The 18,027-nt window shown below is 48.0% G+C and carries 15 protein-coding genes; 11 read left to right on the forward strand and 4 right to left on the reverse strand.

Annotation, left to right across the window (positions count from 1 at the left end; all coding sequences use genetic code 11):
- Position 1: 1 nt before the first annotated feature.
- From H6570_15425 to H6570_15435, 3 genes are all read left to right on the forward strand, one after another.
- Positions 2–1,159, forward strand: coding sequence for an efflux RND transporter periplasmic adaptor subunit (locus H6570_15425; protein ID MCB9320673.1), 1,158 nt, complete (start codon positions 2–4; stop codon positions 1,157–1,159).
- A gap of 217 nt (positions 1,160–1,376) precedes the next feature.
- On the forward strand, positions 1,377–2,723 hold the full coding sequence (locus H6570_15430; protein ID MCB9320674.1) for a Gfo/Idh/MocA family oxidoreductase: 1,347 nt from the start codon (positions 1,377–1,379) through the stop codon (positions 2,721–2,723).
- A gap of 122 nt (positions 2,724–2,845) precedes the next feature.
- Positions 2,846–3,670, forward strand: coding sequence for an isocitrate lyase/phosphoenolpyruvate mutase family protein (locus tag H6570_15435; GenBank protein MCB9320675.1), 825 nt, complete (start codon positions 2,846–2,848; stop codon positions 3,668–3,670).
- Here H6570_15435 and H6570_15440 read toward each other — a convergent pair.
- From H6570_15440 to H6570_15455, 4 genes are all read right to left on the reverse strand, one after another.
- On the reverse strand, positions 3,667–5,154 hold the full coding sequence (locus H6570_15440; protein MCB9320676.1) for an AMP-binding protein: 1,488 nt from the start codon (positions 5,152–5,154) through the stop codon (positions 3,667–3,669). The genes H6570_15435 and H6570_15440 overlap by 4 nt on opposite strands.
- Positions 5,151–5,999 (reverse strand): alpha/beta fold hydrolase, encoded by an 849-nt coding sequence (locus H6570_15445; GenBank protein MCB9320677.1) that lies wholly within the window; start codon positions 5,997–5,999, stop codon positions 5,151–5,153. Before H6570_15445 ends, H6570_15440 begins: the two co-directional genes overlap by 4 nt.
- A 99-nt stretch (positions 6,000–6,098) precedes the next feature.
- The gene (gene phaC, locus H6570_15450) at positions 6,099–7,139 is read right to left on the reverse strand and encodes a class III poly(R)-hydroxyalkanoic acid synthase subunit PhaC (GenBank protein ID MCB9320678.1); all 1,041 of its coding nucleotides are present in this window, start codon (positions 7,137–7,139) and stop codon (positions 6,099–6,101) included.
- 18 nt (positions 7,140–7,157) lie between these two features.
- Entirely contained in the window at positions 7,158–8,687 is a 1,530-nt protein-coding gene (locus tag H6570_15455; protein ID MCB9320679.1) for a hypothetical protein, read from the reverse strand.
- Between the two features lie 495 nt (positions 8,688–9,182).
- Between H6570_15455 and H6570_15460 the strand changes: the two genes are divergently transcribed.
- From H6570_15460 to H6570_15495, 8 genes are all read left to right on the forward strand, one after another.
- Complete coding sequence (locus H6570_15460; GenBank protein MCB9320680.1) at positions 9,183–9,926, forward strand: beta-ketoacyl-ACP reductase; 744 nt, start codon at positions 9,183–9,185, stop codon at positions 9,924–9,926.
- A 121-nt stretch (positions 9,927–10,047) separates the two neighbouring features.
- A complete protein-coding gene (locus tag H6570_15465) occupies positions 10,048–11,466 on the forward strand; it encodes a hypothetical protein (protein ID MCB9320681.1) in 1,419 nt (472 codons plus the stop codon).
- 275 nt (positions 11,467–11,741) lie between these two features.
- Entirely contained in the window at positions 11,742–12,728 is a 987-nt protein-coding gene (locus H6570_15470) for a Gfo/Idh/MocA family oxidoreductase (protein ID MCB9320682.1), read from the forward strand.
- A 154-nt stretch (positions 12,729–12,882) separates the two neighbouring features.
- Positions 12,883–13,308, forward strand: coding sequence for a nuclear transport factor 2 family protein (locus H6570_15475; GenBank protein MCB9320683.1), 426 nt, complete (start codon positions 12,883–12,885; stop codon positions 13,306–13,308).
- Positions 13,309–13,452: 144 nt separating this feature from the next.
- Positions 13,453–13,956, forward strand: a complete 504-nt coding sequence (locus H6570_15480) for a hypothetical protein (GenBank protein ID MCB9320684.1) — start codon at positions 13,453–13,455, stop codon at positions 13,954–13,956.
- Between the two features lie 157 nt (positions 13,957–14,113).
- Positions 14,114–15,289 (forward strand): hypothetical protein, encoded by a 1,176-nt coding sequence (locus H6570_15485; protein MCB9320685.1) that lies wholly within the window; start codon positions 14,114–14,116, stop codon positions 15,287–15,289.
- Between the two features lie 124 nt (positions 15,290–15,413).
- Positions 15,414–16,343 carry a transporter gene (locus H6570_15490; protein ID MCB9320686.1) on the forward strand — a complete coding sequence of 310 codons (930 nt, stop codon included), beginning with the start codon at positions 15,414–15,416 and terminating at the stop codon, positions 16,341–16,343.
- Between the two features lie 20 nt (positions 16,344–16,363).
- Positions 16,364–17,911, forward strand: a complete 1,548-nt coding sequence (locus H6570_15495) for a phosphatase PAP2 family protein (GenBank protein MCB9320687.1) — start codon at positions 16,364–16,366, stop codon at positions 17,909–17,911.
- The last annotated feature ends 116 nt before the right edge of the window (positions 17,912–18,027 follow it).

The following is an 18,027-nucleotide window of genomic DNA, read 5'->3' on the forward strand; positions in this document are numbered from 1 at the left end:
TATGTATAAATTATTTGTAGTCCCATTTCTTGTATTCGCTGCGCTTTATGGTATTGGCTGTACCTCCACTCCGGAGAATGCACCAGCCGCTGCGGAGATGACCCAGGAAGGAAACCAGGAGGAAGATTTCAACATTCACATTAACGCTGATCAGTTCAGTGCAGCTGCCATGAAATTGGGTAAGATGGAGGATCATGCCTTTTCTTCGTCGATCCGTGCATATGGCACTGTGGATGTGCCTCCCCAGTTCATGGCCAGCGTCAGCATTTATTACGGCGGATACATCCGCAATCTTAACCTGTTGCCCGGCCAATATGTCCGGAAGGGTCAGTTACTGTTTGTCCTTGAGAATCCGGATTTTATTCAGATGCAGCAGGACTACCTGGAGGCTCAGGGTCAACTGCTATTCCTGAAGGGTGATTATGAACGGCAAAAGACCCTGGCGAACGAGAACATTGCCTCACAGAAAAATTACCTGAAAGCAGAATCGGATTATCAGGTCACGCTGGCCCGCCATGAAGCATTGAAGAAAAAGATCGGTTTGCTGGGACTGGATCCGGCTCAGGTTACAGAGAGCAATTTACAGACTTCAGTTCCTGTGATGGCACCAATTGCTGGTTACATTACCACCATCCATGCCATCCAGGGTGCTTATGTACATCCTGCCGATATTGTCGTGACCATCACCAATACCGAGCATATCCATCTGGAGCTGGATGTTTACGAAAAAGATATGTACAAGATCAAAACTGAGCAAGATATCCTGTTCCGTCTTCCGGACAGCAATGGCCCGGACTATGCGGCGGAAGTCCACTTGATCGGAAAAGAGGTCGATACGGAGAAAAGAACCATCAGCATCCACGGACATTTGAAGGACGATAAACTATCTACCTTGTTTGTGCCTGGAATGTATGTCGAAGCGGATATCATTACCGATCAGGTCCCGTGCAGGTCACTGCCGGAAACTGCAGTGGTGAAAGCAGAAGACACGTATTATGTTCTGGTCCAGCAACCTTCCGGGCAAGGCGATTATAATTTTATGCGATACCGGGTTCAGATTGGTAAAATAGAAGGTGGTTACGCGGAAATCCTTAATGCCGGTGATTTTGACCCGGATGCAGTCATTTTGATCAATGGAGCATTCAATCTGATCCAATAACCAGTCGGAAATTGATAGGTAGTAGTGGCCGATCAACGTATTCCATTTCATGTTAGAAGGCAGGCTTCCGGCCTGACTTGTGATGGGACTTGATAATCATGCGATTGACCTATTCGCGTTTAATATAATTCTGCTATCCGCCTTCATTTGAGGATAGATTCCTTAATTTGAGATTGCAATTACTTCATCATTTTGAACCATAAGCAATCCGAAGCGCATGAAACCACATACCAGAAGATCATTTATAAAAACGACGGCAACCGGTGGAGTGACTATTCTGGCCGGAGGGATCCTGCCTGGGATGCAGGCTTCCAGTTATCGCCGCATCCTCGGAGCCAATGATCGTATTAACGCGGCCATCATGGGCGTCAACTCCCGTGGTACTGCGCTGGCTACCAATTTTGCCCGGCAGGCGGATTGTACCCTCACTCATATTTGTGATGTAGATTCACGAGCTATCACTGCCTGTACGGCAGAAGTTATCAAACGTCAGGATTCGACGCCGAAAGGGGAAGGAGACTTCCGACGGGTCCTTGAAAATCCGGACGTCGATGTCATGATCATCGCGGCCCCGGATCACTGGCATGCTCCTGCTGCATTGCTTGCCATGCAGGCTGGAAAGAATGTCTACGTCGAGAAACCGTGCAGTCACAATCCGGCAGAAGGAGAAATGCTGGTAAAGGCAGCTTCGATGTACAAGAAGGTGGTCCAGATGGGTAATCAGCGGCGCTCCTGGCCCAACGTGATGGCCGGGATCAAAGCACTTCATGATGGTGAGATTGGCAGGCCTTATCTGGGGAAAGGTTGGTATACCAACAACCGGGGACCGATCGGTGTAGGTCAGGAAACCGCTGTACCGGAATGGCTTAACTGGGAGCTGTGGCAGGGACCTGCACCCCGTAAAGCATTTAAAGACAACTATGTTCACTACAACTGGCACTGGTTCTGGCACTGGGGTACCGGCGAGGCGCTGAATAACGGTACCCACATGATCGATTTGCTGCGTTGGGGATTTCAGGTCGAATTTCCGGTACGTGTCAGTTCCAACGGAGGGCGGTTCCGCTACCAGGATGACTGGCAGACACCCGATACCCAGATCATCTCACTGGATTTTCCGGAAGGCCTTACCATGACCTGGGAAGGGCGCAGTTGCAATGGCAAATTTGTGGAAGGCAGCTCAGTCGGGGTTCAATTCTATGCGGAAGGTGGCACACTGCTTATCCCAGGTGGCAACAGTTATACATTGTTTGACCTGGACAATAATATCATCCGGGAAGTAAAAGACACAGGTTCCATCAATCCTCTCGATAAAGCCAATCCGGCAGAACAACTGGATGCATTGCACATCCGTAATTTCTTCGATGCTATCCGTGACGGGAAACAGCTGGCTTCCGATATCGACTCCGGCCATAAAAGCACTTTACTGGTCCAGCTGGGAAATATCGCACAGCGGGTGGGACATTCCCTGGACATCGATCCGGCATCCGGCCGGATCCTGAACAGTCCGGAGGCGATGCAGTACTGGTCTCGGGAATACGAACCCGGATGGGAAATGAAGGTTTAGCCTCATTTCGGAAAAAAGTTTTCGGGAACCAGTGACTACACAGCACACCTGGTGTTTTTTCAATAGACCAGCTGCGAAGAAAAATGGTTTCCAATAGTCAAAAAGAAAAAGCCGAACAGTTCTTGAAATGGCACCATGATGAGCACATTTTGGTGTTGCTTAACTCCTGGGACATAGCAAGTTCTAAAGTAGTGGAAGGTTGCGGTTATAAAGCGATCGCAACAACCAGCATGGGGATTGCCGCCTCACTGGGCTATCCGGATTGCCAGATCATTTCGCTACCGGAAATGCTCGGGGTGATCCGGGGTATTGTTCATGCCGTTAAGGTTCCTGTGTCCGTTGATATCGAAGCAGGCTATGGAAATAATTTGCGTGAAATCCTTGAGTCGGTCAAAAAATTCATCGATACCGGGATCGTTGGAATCAACCTGGAAGACAGCCTGGATCTTAGCCCTGTTTTGATCGATACCCAGGAATTTTGTGAGCGTATCTCTGCCATCCGGGAGCTATCGGATTCACTGGGATTCCATCTGGTCATCAATGCCAGAACCGACTCCTTTTATACATCTTCAGGTACCATGAAAGAAAAACTGGCGGAATCGATAAAGCGCGGCAATAAATACCGGGAAGCCGGTGCCGACTGCATCTTTGTCCAACCTGTTTGGGAAAAAGATACCATTGCTACCCTAGTGCGGGAGATTAATGCCCCTGTCAATATTCTTGCCAACCCATCCATCGGGGCCGCATTACCTCCTGTTGTGCGGGAATTGCAGGATTTGGGTGTCGCTCGTTTAAGTTTAGGATCGAGTCTGATGAAAGCGGTCCTGGCACTGATTAAAAAAGTCGCAGACGAACTATCAGGGCAGGGTTCTTACCATCAATTGATGGATACGCTTACGCCATCCTCCGATGCGGTCATGGCATATAAATTGGCGATTGGCGATTAATATTCCAGCAGTTTTTTACGATCCACTTTTCCGGCATCATTCAGCGGAAGGACATCGATAAATCGAAATTCTTTGGGGATTTTGAACCTCGCAAGATTGGCTCTGCAAAACTCCAGCAGGACGCCGGCATCGGGTGTGGCCCCGGCTTGTGGTACGATGAACGCAATCCCGGATTCACCCCATTTGGGGTCGGGTACACGGATCACGGCCGCATCAGCTACGTCCTGATGATGGCGCAGTAAGCGTTCTGTTTCCGCCGGATACACATTTTCACCGCCGGAAATGTACATGTTCTTGATCCGGTCTACCACATAGAGATCGCCCTCATCATCCTGCCGAACCAGGTCTCCGGTACGCAGCCAGTCACCAGAGATGGCCTGCTGGAATGCCTCGGGCTGTTCCCAATATCCCGGGGTCACCACGGGACCCCTGATCCATAATTCTCCGGTATCACCCACTGGTACCTCCTGCCCGGACTCTCCGCTGATACGTATTTGAACGTAAAAGTTAGGCTTGCCAATGGATCCGGCTTTACGCAGTGCATCCAGGTGATGCAATGATGTGAGATTGGGCCCGGCCTCGGTCATGCCGTAGCCCTGCCGTACCAGCACCTGATGGTCGTGCCAGCGCTCGATCAGGGGGATGGGCATCGGTTCTCCGCCTACGATGAGGTATAACAGGGAAGTCAGATCAGTAGCGTCAAATGCCGGTACATCCGCCATCATACGCAGCATGGTCGGAACGCCCATAAACAGGGTGATCCTTTCTTCTTCGAGCCAGGTGAGGGTTGAGGCGGCATCAAATCTCCGGGATAAACACACCATACCCCCGTGATGGAGTACGGGAGTTACGAGGACATTCCATCCGCCAGTATGGAATAAAGGCATCACATTAAGGATCCGGCTTTCTGCATTGACAGTCAATGCCAGGGAGGTATTGATGCTGTTCCACAACAACATGCGCTGGGTGTAGAGAACGCCCTTGGGCAGCCCGGTGGTGCCGGAGGTATACAAAATAAAAAGAGGGTCGTCATCTCCGGCAGGGACAATATGCGTCAATGCGGACTCGCCGGCTACCTGCAGGATTGTCATGAGGTCTTCGGGATCTATTACCCCTTCCAGATATTTGTCCTGAAGCAACGATATCCACTGTTTCCCGGCTACAATAACCTGTGGTCTGGTCAGGTCCAGGATCTTATGGATTTCTGCCGGAGCCAGCCGGTAATTCAAAGGTACCAGGATCAAACCGGACTTTTGTGCGGCGCCAAAGAAGATGAGGTGTTCTATGGAGTTCTCGGCCAGGATAGCTACACGATCGCCCCGTTGACAGCTATACTTTGTAAATAGCAACGCTACCAGCCGGTTACAGCACACATTGAGTTCTCCATAGGTCAAGGTGACCCCCGATTCCATTTGCTTTGCAGCGATCCGTTGCGGGGTCCGGAATGCCCAGTTTCCGATCCAGTCTGAAGGTGATGATTTCATGTGCCGGTGGATAAGAACTGTAGGATGATCTCATTGACTGTGGCTGCTTGTTCCCATTGCACAAAATGACCGGCCCGGGGTATCAGGTAAAAGCGGCTGTCCGGTATGGCCTGGTTGCCAGCGGCAGCTATATGGTAAGTTGTTTGTTGAGGATGCAGCAACGGGTTGGGGATCATGCGGTCCTGTTCTCCAAAGAGGATCAGCACCGGCAGATGCAATTGGGACAATCGGTCGAAAACGGGTTCGTTGAGCATGCTCATGATGTTGGTTGATATCATGGCGGTATAGCGGCTGTAGTCCTCAGAGCGGTACAATCGCAAACGTTCTTCCCGCATTGGTAGCGTATCGGGGCCCAGGTCAAAAAAGTTTTGTTCCATATTGCGAACGAACTGATCAAGGGGAACCAAGCGCAGCAGTTCAGGTTGGTAAAACTGGGCGAACCAGGCTTTTTCCTGTGGTGAGAACGTTTCAAATCCGGCAGGAGCTATGAGAACCAGTTTGTCAGCAGCTTGCGGATAACGGAGCAGAGCCTGTATAGCTATTTGGGCTCCCATCGAATGCCCGGCCAGTACGACCTTTGATAATCCGAGTTTTTCGATAAATGCTTTAATGCATTGGGCGTAAAAAGCCAGTGAGTAGGTATAATCTGCTTTACTGGATTCCCCATATCCGGGCAGGTCCGGGGCGATGCATCGGAAATGGGATTGTAATCCGGCGATATTCTTCAGCCAGCATTGCCGGTCACTGCCCAAACCATGAATAAAAATGATCGTTTCCGGTCCGGCGCCGGTATCGGTATATGCAATGAACAAGTCTTCTGACAGCTCCGCGCGTTGTGCCTCCATCGTTGCAAAATAACCATTCACATCCATTCCTGTCCGGATAAAAAAAGAACCGGATCGCCGTGAAGTGGTCCGGTTCTTTTACAGGATCGCCTGTTTTACTCAGTCACCATCACGGGCGATCAGCCACTGGGCTATGGCCGGAGTTAATAATTTTTGCGACCTGCTTCCTACGAATACTCCGATATGGCCACCCGGAAATTCCAGGAGCTCCTTGTCCTTGGAACTGATGGCTTCATGGATCGGAATGGTCGATGCCGGGGGTACGATGTGATCGTCCTTGGCATAGACCGTCAGTACCGGCATATTGATTTTACTCAATGATACTGGATGGCCGCCCAGGTTAAATTCACCATGGATCAATTTATTGTGCTGATAGAAGTCCTTGATAAAACGACGGTACGTTTCACCTGCCTGAGCAGGGCTGTCGGCTACCCATTTTTCCATCCGCAGAAAGTTCATCAGCTTATCCTTGTTCTGGGCTACCTGAGGAAGATTGGCAAATTTCCTCGCTTTATTCATTGGTTTCAGCAAGTCAAAACCACTATTCAGGAAGTCTCCGGGCACCACACCGCCGAATCCATCCACGACCGCATCCACATCCATGTATTTTGCCCATAAGAAAAGCAAACCATTTTCTTCGCGGAAGTCCACCGGAGTTACGGTGGTGATGAGGTTTTTGACCTTGTCCGGGAAAAGGGCGGCATAGATCAGGCTAAATGTGCCGCCCTGACAAACTCCCAGCAGGTTAATTTTCTCCAGATTGTGCTCACGGCAGATGAATTCTACGCATTCGTGAATATCGCCCAGGATGTAATCCTCCATGGTCTTATAGCGATCAATACCACTGGCATATCCCCAGTCGATCAGATAGACATCCAGCCCCTCTTCCAGGAGTTTACGGATGAAACTCAGGTTAGGTTGGAGGTCCATCATTTCCCACCGATTAACCAGCGCATAGGATACCAGCACCGGTGTCTTTGCTACCGGAGGGGTTTCCCGGATAAAATGGTAAAGCTGGACCTTGCCATCTTCCCAGACGGTCTCGCGAGGCGCCGTAGCAATGTCTACTTCATCGATTTCACTGATTTGCCGGATGGCCTCCGTGGCGGTGTTCACATATTCTACAAATTCGTTTGCCATAGTTATTTCCTTTTAGTCTCATTTCACAAATTTCTTGGCTTGCTCGGCCCACTGATCCCGTTTTGCCCGGCCCTGGAAGTTTTCCATCAACTGGTCCATCAGGTCATAATTTTGCTCGGTAAGCCGGGCCAGTTGCCGGAACGATTGAATGCCCAGCGTATTCAGCATCTCCTCCATTTTTGGACCGATGCCGTTAATTTGTTTCAGGTCATCTTTATGGCCATTGGACTCGGTTCCGGTGGTAGCAAGCAATTCAGCTTTCAGATCATCCTTTTTTTTTTCGGCAACCGGATGGTCTACCTGGGATAACCGCATTTCAAGATCACGGATACGCTTGCGGAGAGCGGCCATTTCTTTGGCAACCTCATTCGAGAATGATTTCATCAGGAAGGGCGTATCGGTAAATGCCAGTTCGTAAAGGTGATCCATTTTCCCCTTCAGGATAGCTGCCAGTTTGGACAGGTCGCCTTGCAGGCTGGCATATTCTTTTCCCTTCATCAATTCCAGCAGGGTTATTTCCAGTTGGTTGACATATTCGTTAAAGAAGGTGTGGTAATCCGGCATGACTTTATCTTTTTGATAGCCATGATACAGTTTGTCCATCGCCTGGGTCAGGGCCGGTTGGCTAGCTTCATACACCTTGGTTTGAATTTCAATGCCGCGGATGATAAAGGCCAGGAAGGTAAACTGGATGTCTTTCAGTTCACGGGCCATTTCGACTTCGCGACCCTGTCCGGCCATATTGTAGAAGCGGTCAAAAGCATCCTTGATATGGAGGTTGATATCCTGTAATCCCTGGAATGGGTGGATCGGTTTTCCTTCCCGGTAAGCAGAACTCAGTTGGGTCCAGAGGTTATTCCAATCATCCGTCATGCTGGTTTCACGGAATATTTCTGTATACTTTTCAAAGATCTCGTTGGATTGCTTGATCCATTCCTCGACATCTTTCACCGGCTTAAAGCCCATGAATTTGCCGATCAGTTCCCGATAGGATTCAGGAGTAATGATTCGTCCTACGGCGTTCCACTCGGTCATTCCGAATTCAATCATTTTATGGAGATAGTCCCAGTAATGACTCATGGATTCGTAGAGATCTTTGAAATTGCGAAGATGATACTGCTGACTGAAAGGCATGTTATTCATGATGTTACGCTGAACCCAGTCGCTGTTTTGCTCCATCCAATTCTGCCAGGATTTGACGGCTTCATTTTCCGATCGGAAAAAGCGTTCGAAGTCTTCTTTTTTCAGTCCGTATTGTTTGGAATTTTCCTGATGGAATTCCATCCATTTTTTAGCAAATTCGGTTTGGGCTTCTGCCCATTTTTTCATGTCTTCCGGAGCACGTTCAAATGCATTTTTCAGGTTTCCGGCATTCAGAATGGTGTCCCAATATTTTTTCTGGTTTTCCAACCATTCATTCATGACATCGGATGCTTGTTCTTTTGGCAATCCACCGGCAAAAGTGTCAGCCATTTTACGGGTAGTTTCAGACCAGAGATCAAATGCTTTCTTTTGGCCTTCCAACAGGGTATCGAAACTTGTTTTCATTGCTTTTTATTTTAAATCTTGCTGCTTGAACAAAACTAATACCTCTGCAACCCTTCTTCAACGGCTTCATTCATTCGAACCGGGTTGACTACGCGGCTAAAATTGGAAAATAAAGATCTATTCTTTTGTAAATTAAAGTCTTAGGTGGAACAAACAGGATGTGGACCCTTTGTGGATATTGCATCATTTCAATTAGAAAAGACAAGTATTGATTCTCTGGCAGAAGCATATAAGTGACCAGGAGATCACGCATCAAGCTGATCATACGTAGAAGTCGGCCTGCTTTTGATCCGGAGGACAATTTCAAATTCAAAAGTCCAGGTAGACCACCATCGCTTTTTAGTAATTGAAATTCAATCATTTGCAGATGTGATTTCGGTCATTTCAGCGAATAGTCAATGGTTGTTATTTCGGGATTTGAGCCAGGAAGGATTTCCAGGGTCACTACCTTTAAGATTGGTAAATACAATTATTCATAGAGCTCAAACTGTTATCATGAAACGATTAGAAAATAGAGTGGCAATCATCACCGGTGGTGCACGAGGCATTGGAAAAGCCACGGCTGAAAAATTTATTCAGGAAGGTGCGGCGGTTGCCATCTGGGATATTGATGTCAAATCCGGTTCGGCCACGGCTGAAGCTCTAAACCATGCCGGAGGTAAAGCAAAATTTTATGCCGTAAATACCGTGGACTTGGCTGCTACGGAAGCTGCCGCTGCTGAAGTGGCCAAAGACTTTGGCCGGATCGATATTCTGATCAATAATGCCGGTATTACCAGAGACTCCTCCATGAAAAAAATGACTGAAGAACAATGGAATCAGGTGATTGGAGTCAATCTGACCGGAGTGTATCATTGTACCAAAGCGGTTTCCCCCTACATGCTGGAACAAGGATATGGCCGCATTCTGAATGCCTCTTCAATCGTCGGATTGTATGGTAATTTTGGACAAACCAATTATGTGGCAAGTAAGGCTGGGGTAATCGGGATGACCAAGGTTTGGGCCAGAGAGTTCGGCAGGAAAGGCGTTACTGTAAATGCGGTAGCCCCCGGGTTTATTAATACCGAGATGATGGAGACCGTACCCCAAACATACCTGGATGAGTTGAAGGCTAAAACACCGGTTGCACGGATGGGTGAAGCTATTGATATTGCCAATGCCTATGCCTTTTTGGCCTCTGACGAAGCATCCTTCATTTCAGGGACAGTCCTTAGTGTTGACGGCGGGCTTATTTTATAAAAATTGGTTAAATGCTTAGGTGAAAATTGAAAGGAGCATCCAAGACGTAATTGATGTCTGATCGGTTGTTCAGGAATTTATAACTTATTAGCCTGTGCACGCATTAACTTATTAACTACGTGTGAAGCTTCAACTGCAAAAATTTACGGAATTTGCTAATCGGCTCTTACCCCATGAGACAGCTTATTTATTAGCTGTACAGCGGTTTCAGGACGAGGACCGGCTGACGATTATTAAACGGATCGATGCCAACTGCCATCGTATCGATCAATTTGAGGCTTACGACACCTCGATAGATAAACGGAAGTACAACCATCTTCAGAACTGGATCGAACACGCACTGCTTGCCATTGATGTCGATGCCCGGTTTGCCTGGATGAATGCCATGGAGCAAAAAATCATGACAGACTCCATTCAACTGGATGAAGAAAAAGATCTGCTGAAACAACTTCGCCAGTACGAACATCCGGCCTTTTATTTTACCAAATTTTATGAACTGGTTGAGCGCTACCGGCAATTTTTACTGATCCGGATCAGGTACGATGATTTTAATGCCTGCGATGATTTTTTGAAACGGTTTGAAGGAGCCTATCATCGATCCAAAACCGTGACGAACAAGATGCTTGAGGCCACCAAAGATATTGTTGGACAATATGCTGGAAGCGCCTCGGGATCGATTCATTGGGAAGAATGGTTAACGGAAGTGTTTTACGATGAATCCAATGATGGACTGAACCGTTATCTCGCCTTGGTTCGGCTTATTTTTATCAGTTTTAATTACGGTCGTTTTGATATCCTGCGGGATAAATTTGATTACCTCGATGCGCAGTTTTACCTAGGTAAATATTATTCCAAACGTTTGCTGTTAAATTATTACAACAACCGGCTGCTTTACCATTCGCATTTTAAGGAATACGAAAAGGCAGTGTATTACGGCTATTTATCCATTCGAAATAAAAATCATGATTTTATTCACTACGTAAATAATTTGTGTGCCGTTTTGCTGCGACTGGAACGAAATGAAGAAGCGCTGGATCTAATGAAAAAAGCGTCTCCGGAACTAAAGAATACGGGTAATATGCATAGCAGGATCGGATTTGTTTCTTTTTATCTGGAGGCCTTAAATAAAAATAAAAAATATAAAAATGCCGAGAGTTATGGCGACACTTTTTTGCAGGCTTACGCGAAAGAAGTGCTTCAATACCGGTGGCATTTATTCTTTACTTTTTATCTCGAGGCGTTACTCCATCGGCAGGAATTTGGAAAAATTTTGCAGACAAACCGGTATTACAAACTGCTGGAAAAAGACCGCGCCCACCAAAACAAGGCAAATTATTTGCCCACTATCCCCTGTTACATCGATATTGCCTCCTATCAGGAGGGATTGTTAAGTCGTAAAAAACTTTTGGAGAAGTGGTCGGAGCTACTACAACCGGAAGCTCATGATCAAGGCAAGACCGGTGGCTTGCGCACACTGATAAAGCAATTGCAGGCCATGGTCCCGGAGATTATTAATTACCTGCCTAACATCCGTATATAATCCCACACAAAACGGTACCGGACGACACGTGGGAGTGCATCGTGGTTGGAGGAGCCACGAAAACATCAGCTGCCGTGACCGGGACGCCTGCGACGACTCTTTTACAGAAGAATTTAGAATAAAACCAACCAGGGATCAGCAGTAATTCATTAAGTTACTTCTGTCAAAATAATACTTGATTCCTGATTTGGGCGGAAGTTTATTCATCAGATGGGCATTGGTTGATCTTTGTATATTCAAGGGTAGAATGTACCATCATAAAATGATCATTTATCATGCTTACACGTAGATCTTTTGTAAAGACAACCGGACAGGGTTTGGCTTTATCGGCATTGCCGATGGGATTGGTAGCGGACAGGGGCTGGACTTCAAGGATAGCCGGATTGTCGGAAGAGTCGTTGACCATTGGGATTATTGGCGCGGAGAATTCACACACGGCCGGGTATGGAAAACTTTTTAACGTGGATAAAAAATTCCCCGGGGTGAAGGTCGAATACGTTTGGGGCGAAACCGCTGACTTTGCTCAGAAGGCAAGTGATGACGGACGGATACCCACCATTGTCACCGATCCCGCCGAAATGCTGGGAAAAGTGCAGGCGGTTATTGTTGACCACCGGCACCCCCAATATCATTTACCGGCAGCGTTGCCATTCATAGAGGCTGGTATACCTACGTTTGTGGATAAACCATTTTGTTACCGTGTGGCGGATGGCCGGCCCTTCCTTGCCCGGGCCAGAGCGTTAGGTACCCCGGTAACCTCCTACAGCTCAATTGCTTACAGTTCCGCAACTTTTGATATCCGGGACCAGGTTCAGGAAATGGAAGGAGAGATCCGCCAGATCATTGCTTCGGGGCCAGCTGATCTCAATTCACCCTACGGGGGCATTTTCTTTTACGGGGTCCATCTGGTACAACCTATCATGTTTATTTTCGGCGAAGACATTCACCGTGTACGGGTCACAAGGCAGGGCAAGGCGGCTACGGCATCGCTTGCCTATCCGGACGATCGCCTGGCAACACTGATCTTTAAAACCCAACATTATGGATGGGAAACCTGGGTCGAAACCAAAGAAGGCATGAAACAATTACAATCGAGAGTGCCTGAACTGGACCCACCCATTAATGACACGGCAATGGTCGCTATGTTTAAAACATGGAAAGAACCGAGAAGCCATGATTCCATATTGCGATGTGTAGCGGTTCTTGAAGCACTGGAGAAATCTGCTGTGAATGAGGCTTGGGTCGAGGTGGAGCAGATTTGAAGGATACAGTAAATAAGAGTCGGGAGTCAGTAGCCAGTACCTGGTCATAGTCGTCAGTTGGCTCAAGCTGTAAATAGCTTACTCCGGCAAAGGAGGGGGAAAGGGTTTGGGATTTTACCTATCTTAATCAGCAAATCAATGTAAGCTGGAAATCATGAAAAAAATTCCGTTGATTCTTGCCCTTATCCTATTGCTGGGCACGCTCGCTACCGCACAGAATAAGACTGTAGAGGAAGCCGTAAACACCTTGAGCAAACTACTAATTGATCCGGTAGAGAAAGGATTGAAGGACATTACGATGCCCCAGCTTTCTTATGGGCACTCCAATGGTGCGGTGCAGAACCAACATGAATTTATAGCTGCTCTTCTGGACGGTTCTTCGGATTTTGTGGATATAAAGATTTCCAACCAGACGGTCATTCCCAGCGGTAAAACGACACTGGTCCGGCATACGATGGGCGCCCAATTAAAAAGTGCCGATGGCAGCATCAATTCGATTAAGTTACTAATCCTTACCGTCTGGCAAAAGAAAGGCAGTCATTGGCGGTTACTGGCGAGGCAGGCGGTAAGGCCTGCGTGATGAGTCACCTTTGTCGCAAGCTTCACCGGATACTCCTTTCCAAGTCCCGATTGAGCACTTTATGCGAATAAGCTCTAAAATATTTCACTCTTTATACCGGATCTAAATAAAAAGGGTATATTCGGGATTCATCGCGCTGTTCTTATGCGGGTATTTTATGCATATTTCCTTTTGGCCATCACCGCCCTTCAATGGGTGGGAGGTGTTTCCTGGTACCGGGTGCTCCATACCAAGGCCATCATTCATGCCATGAATATCCAGGAAAAAGCGATTGCCGACGCAGTTGAAGAAGAAACGGGCATGCAGGTTTCGATTGAGGTACTGGCTAAGGATCAGTTGACGCCGCGCGGATTGATCTACAGCGATTTTTTTGCATTTGCCCATCCGCAAGAAGAAGACACCGTGTATTTCGCTTTTCGGCATAAGACCGTTGATTTCCAGACCCAGATTCAGGACAAACCTGTTTCACCCAAGGATCAGGAACAAGAGGTGCTTTTGGTCCAGGGATTGTTTCAAAATTATCTGGCCCCGCTACCAATGACACCGCTTTTACCGTGTGAAGATTACCAGATATCCTATCATTTTTACACAGCTATGCAATCCAATGATCATCACCGGCTTTTAACGCCACCTCCTCAACAGATGTGATGATGGTCTACCCGCCATTCAACCGATAATTGTTTCAGAAACGCTTTATCCGGACCATTTATCCGGACAAATAAGCTATACCCGGCAAGCAAATTAAAAAGCCGGGTATCAAACTTTCGATAGCCATCGCTGGCTCGTCGAGTTAATTTAAATTCAAATGAAAACACTTAGATATACACTTTTATGCGCTATTCTTTGCGTAGCGTTTTCTATTCAGCAGGTAGCTGCTCAGGGATGCGTGGCCATCCGTGGAGGTATGGGATGCACCGGTGCCGCCGTTAGTGGTACCAACCTGATATCGCTCAATACCGGCGAATGGCAGGTAGGCCTGAATTACCGCTATTTCCGTTCATTCCGGCATTTCCGGGGTGATGTAGAAGAAGCCAACCGAGTGCTTGAACACACTGAAGTCGTTAACCTCGTACACAATGCATCCCTAAATGTGGGCTACGGCCTCACCAACCGGTTTTCCCTGGGATTAAATCTACCGGTTAGTCATTTTGACCGTTCGTCCCTTTACGAACATTACGGAAATTCCGAATCCTCGAATCCTGACAGAAGTCGGTTTCATACCCAATCTTTTGGCATAGGAGATTTGCGTGTCACCGGTACCTCCTGGCTCTGGGATCCTGCCGAACATTTTCATGCGAATATGTCAGTGGGTTTAGGTATCAAAGCCCCGACAGGCGATGCTAACGTCCAGGGTGATTTTCATAAACTGGATGCAGAAGGCCAGGATTACATCCTGACTAAGCCCGTGGATCAATCCATCCAGTTAGGTGATGGAGGCTGGGGATTTAGTGTAGAAAGCCAGGGATTCACTACGATATCGTCCAGGCTGGCCCTTTACTATAGCGGGTTTTACCTTTTCAATCCGAAAAATACTAATGCAACCCTCACCCGGGGCACACTGGTGAATGCCGATCCGCTGACCGCCTACCATTCCGTTGCTGATCAATATGCGGTCCGTGGGGGTGTAAGTTTTGCTCTTTTGCCCAAGCAAGGTATACTGTTCAACCTGGGAGGGAATTGGGAAGGGGTGCCTTCCAAAGATGTTTTTGGCAAGAGTGAAGGATTTCGCCGTCCCGGTTACGTGGTTTCGGTTGATCCGGGATTATTTTATGCCGGATCTCACACCACTTTGTCGCTTCGGGTGCCATTTGCTTTGTACCGCAACCGTATCCTGAGTCAATCGGATATAGCTACGGGTCGTCATGGCGATGCTGCATTCGCTGACTTTCTGGTTGAAATTGGGGCAAGCTACCGGTTTGGCGGAAAACATATGGCTATGCCTATGCCAGGGGCCATTCATGATGTAAATCAGAATCATTAGTCACTAATCGCCAGTAAGGTTTGCCAGAAAGGAAGTTCCTAAGCGGGTTGCGTTTAGGCTTCTACCCTTTTACCCGGCTACAGCCGGTCGGCAATCCATTATTCAACACATGAAGTCACCAACGATGAAAAAAATAACCTTTATTTCACTGCTATTTCTATGCCTGTTCGGCCCGGGTCAGGCACAAACCGCCTTCGATGCCATTATGATGCAACCGGGGGAAATTTGTGTGGTTGCCGGATACGAACATGGCTCGTTTGATCATTACTGGGAAGGAACCTACCTCCGGACCAATGCAACCATCGCCACGGTTTATCGCAATTCCGGATTTGCCGGAGCGGCCATTGGCCTTACAGACCGCATCAATTTTTTATTCACGATTCCCTATGTCCAGACACATTCTTCTGAACCCAACGGGGGCAAATTTGCCGGTGCCAGGGGACTGCAGGACCTGGGCCTGGATATCAAGTTAAATCTGGTGGAGCGGACAACGGGAAAAGGTACTCTGCAGGTGTTGACCAATGTAGGATTTGCGACACCGCTAACGAATTATTTGTCGGATTACCGTCCCTACAGCATTGGTAACGGGACCGGAGAACTGAATGTCCGGGGAATCCTGCAGTACAGGACATCCATCGGTTTTTATGGCAGAGGAAGCCTTGCCTATTTGTGGCGCGGTCAGACCAAGGCCGAGCGGGACTACTATTACAACAATGGAAGTTATTATACCGCCTGGATGGATGTACCCAGCGCTCTTCAATATCAGTTGGTTGCTGGAAAATGGATGCTGGACAACCACCTGAAAGCAGAATTGGCTTATACCGGGCTGCATTCCTTATCCGGGGATGATGTCAGGGCCTATAATGCCGCACAACCTACGAACAAGGTGCATGCGGGTTTACTCCGGGTCAATGCCCAGTACTATTTTAAGCGAATCACCGGATTGGGCGTGCTCGGCTATTATGGCAACACCCTGTCCGGGCGTAATACCGGCAAGATGCAACTCTGGGGTGGAGGCATCACCTATCAATTTCCCGTGTGGAAGCATTCATAAATCAAACATTCAGAACAATCATGGACTTAAAAAATAAATTTACGCTATTCGGGGTAGTGATTTTTTTTCTGATCGCTTTGGTCAGTTGTGAGAAGGATCTTCCCCAATACCTGTCGTATGACGCCTATCATTTTGCTACCATTGATAAAAACGGAGGCAATTGGAAACCGGTACTTCTAAACTCGGGCGATGAGATCCTGATACCCGAACCCGATGCGGTTTCATCCGGGAATTATCAGGCTGAATTGGCCGAGCTGAAATCGGTTTCTTCCAATTTGTCAGCGGACCAGAAGGAAGCCGTGAAATACTGGACCAATAATCCGGTCCTGCGGTGGAATGAAATTGCCCTGGAGCTGGTTGCCAAATACAATCTGATCCCCGGACCTAATGCAGATAATACCTATACGTTGCCCAATCCACAAAATCCTGGAGCTACTCCAAATTTTCCCTTTGCACATCCTCCCTATGCTGTCAGGGCACTGGCTTATCTTTCAGTGGCGGAATTGGATGGCCTGATTACCGCCTGGCATTACAAATATGCATTTCAAAGACCTCAACCGGCTCAGGTTGATCCGTCGATCACACCGGCCTATGCAGACAATGGATTGCCCTCTTATCCCTCCGATGGTGCTGTTGTCGCACGGGTATCACGTGCAATTTTATCCAAGATGTTCCCACTGGAAGCGGACTACCTGGCTGACAAGGAAGAAGAGCATCTGGCCAGTCTTAAATGGGCGGGACTGAATGTGCAAAGTGACGTCGATGCAGGCGTTTTAATCGGTGAAAAAATTGCTGAAAAAGCCCTGACCCGAGCCGCTTCGGATGGAATGAGCAAAGCGCAATGCCCGAAGGTTGTCAGTGATTCGATCAAGGCTGCCGCTTTTGCCCGCTTTGGCTGGCAATGGGATAATCTGGAAATTCCCGCCCGCCCGGTAGGGTTAACGCCGTTATTCGGGCAGGTAAAATTATGGAATGTACCGGCAGTGGAATTAATCCGGCCGGAGGTGCCTCCCGTACCGGGTTCGTCAGCATACGAGGAAGATGTTCAATTGCTTAAATATTATGCCGATAATATGACGCCGGAATGGCGGGCAATCGCCAATTTCTGGCAGGATGGTTTAGGCACCTACACACCACCCGGACACTGGAACCGGATTGCAAAGGAATATGTCGTAAAGTATGGATTAAACCCCTTGCGGACCGCCCGCCTTATGGCCTATTTAAACATGGCCATGATGGATGCCGGAATCAGTTGCTGGGATGCCAAATATTTTTACCATTATCCCCGGCCGATCAATCAAATACAGAATTTCAAAACCATCGCCGGAACGCCTAATTTTCCCAGTTATACATCTGGTCACAGTGTATTTTCTGCCGCTGCCGCTGAGGTCCTTACCTATGTTTTTCCCCAGGAAAATGACCTGTTTCGCAATTGGGCGCTGGAGGCAGCTATTTCCAGGGTTTATGGCGGTATTCACTGGAGCTTTGATGCGAAAGTTGGCACCAAACAAGGGATCGATGCAGCCGGATATACGCTGGCTGTGGCCCGGTCCGATGGAGCGGACTAAAATGAAGATGAACGGAAAATGCAAGACCAGGATGGTTTTTGCCGACCCGGCGTGTTGCATAACATATTGATTTCTTGATGGATGCTTTACGTTGGGCTTGGGTTGATGCAATCAGG

The sequence above is a fragment of the Lewinellaceae bacterium genome, from assembly GCA_020636135.1.
Taxonomy (GTDB): Bacteria; Bacteroidota; Bacteroidia; order Chitinophagales; family Saprospiraceae; genus JAGQXC01.

Bases quoted from the DNA above. Each gene is read 5' to 3' on its own strand.
- H6570_15425 (MCB9320673.1), top strand. From the start codon at position 2: ATGTATAAATTATTTGTAGTCCCATTTCTTGTATTCGCTGCGCTTTAT.
- H6570_15430 (MCB9320674.1), top strand. From the start codon at position 1,377: ATGAAACCACATACCAGAAGATCATTTATAAAAACGACGGCAACCGGT.
- H6570_15440 (MCB9320676.1), bottom strand. From the start codon at position 5,154: ATGAAATCATCACCTTCAGACTGGATCGGAAACTGGGCATTCCGGACC.
- H6570_15445 (MCB9320677.1), bottom strand. From the start codon at position 5,999: ATGGAGGCACAACGCGCGGAGCTGTCAGAAGACTTGTTCATTGCATAT.
- phaC (MCB9320678.1), bottom strand. From the start codon at position 7,139: ATGGCAAACGAATTTGTAGAATATGTGAACACCGCCACGGAGGCCATC.
- H6570_15455 (MCB9320679.1), bottom strand. From the start codon at position 8,687: ATGAAAACAAGTTTCGATACCCTGTTGGAAGGCCAAAAGAAAGCATTT.
- H6570_15460 (MCB9320680.1), top strand. From the start codon at position 9,183: ATGAAACGATTAGAAAATAGAGTGGCAATCATCACCGGTGGTGCACGA.
- H6570_15470 (MCB9320682.1), top strand. From the start codon at position 11,742: ATGCTTACACGTAGATCTTTTGTAAAGACAACCGGACAGGGTTTGGCT.
- H6570_15475 (MCB9320683.1), top strand. From the start codon at position 12,883: ATGAAAAAAATTCCGTTGATTCTTGCCCTTATCCTATTGCTGGGCACG.
- H6570_15480 (MCB9320684.1), top strand. From the start codon at position 13,453: ATGCGGGTATTTTATGCATATTTCCTTTTGGCCATCACCGCCCTTCAA.
- H6570_15485 (MCB9320685.1), top strand. From the start codon at position 14,114: ATGAAAACACTTAGATATACACTTTTATGCGCTATTCTTTGCGTAGCG.
- H6570_15490 (MCB9320686.1), top strand. From the start codon at position 15,414: ATGAAAAAAATAACCTTTATTTCACTGCTATTTCTATGCCTGTTCGGC.
- H6570_15495 (MCB9320687.1), top strand. From the start codon at position 16,364: ATGGACTTAAAAAATAAATTTACGCTATTCGGGGTAGTGATTTTTTTT.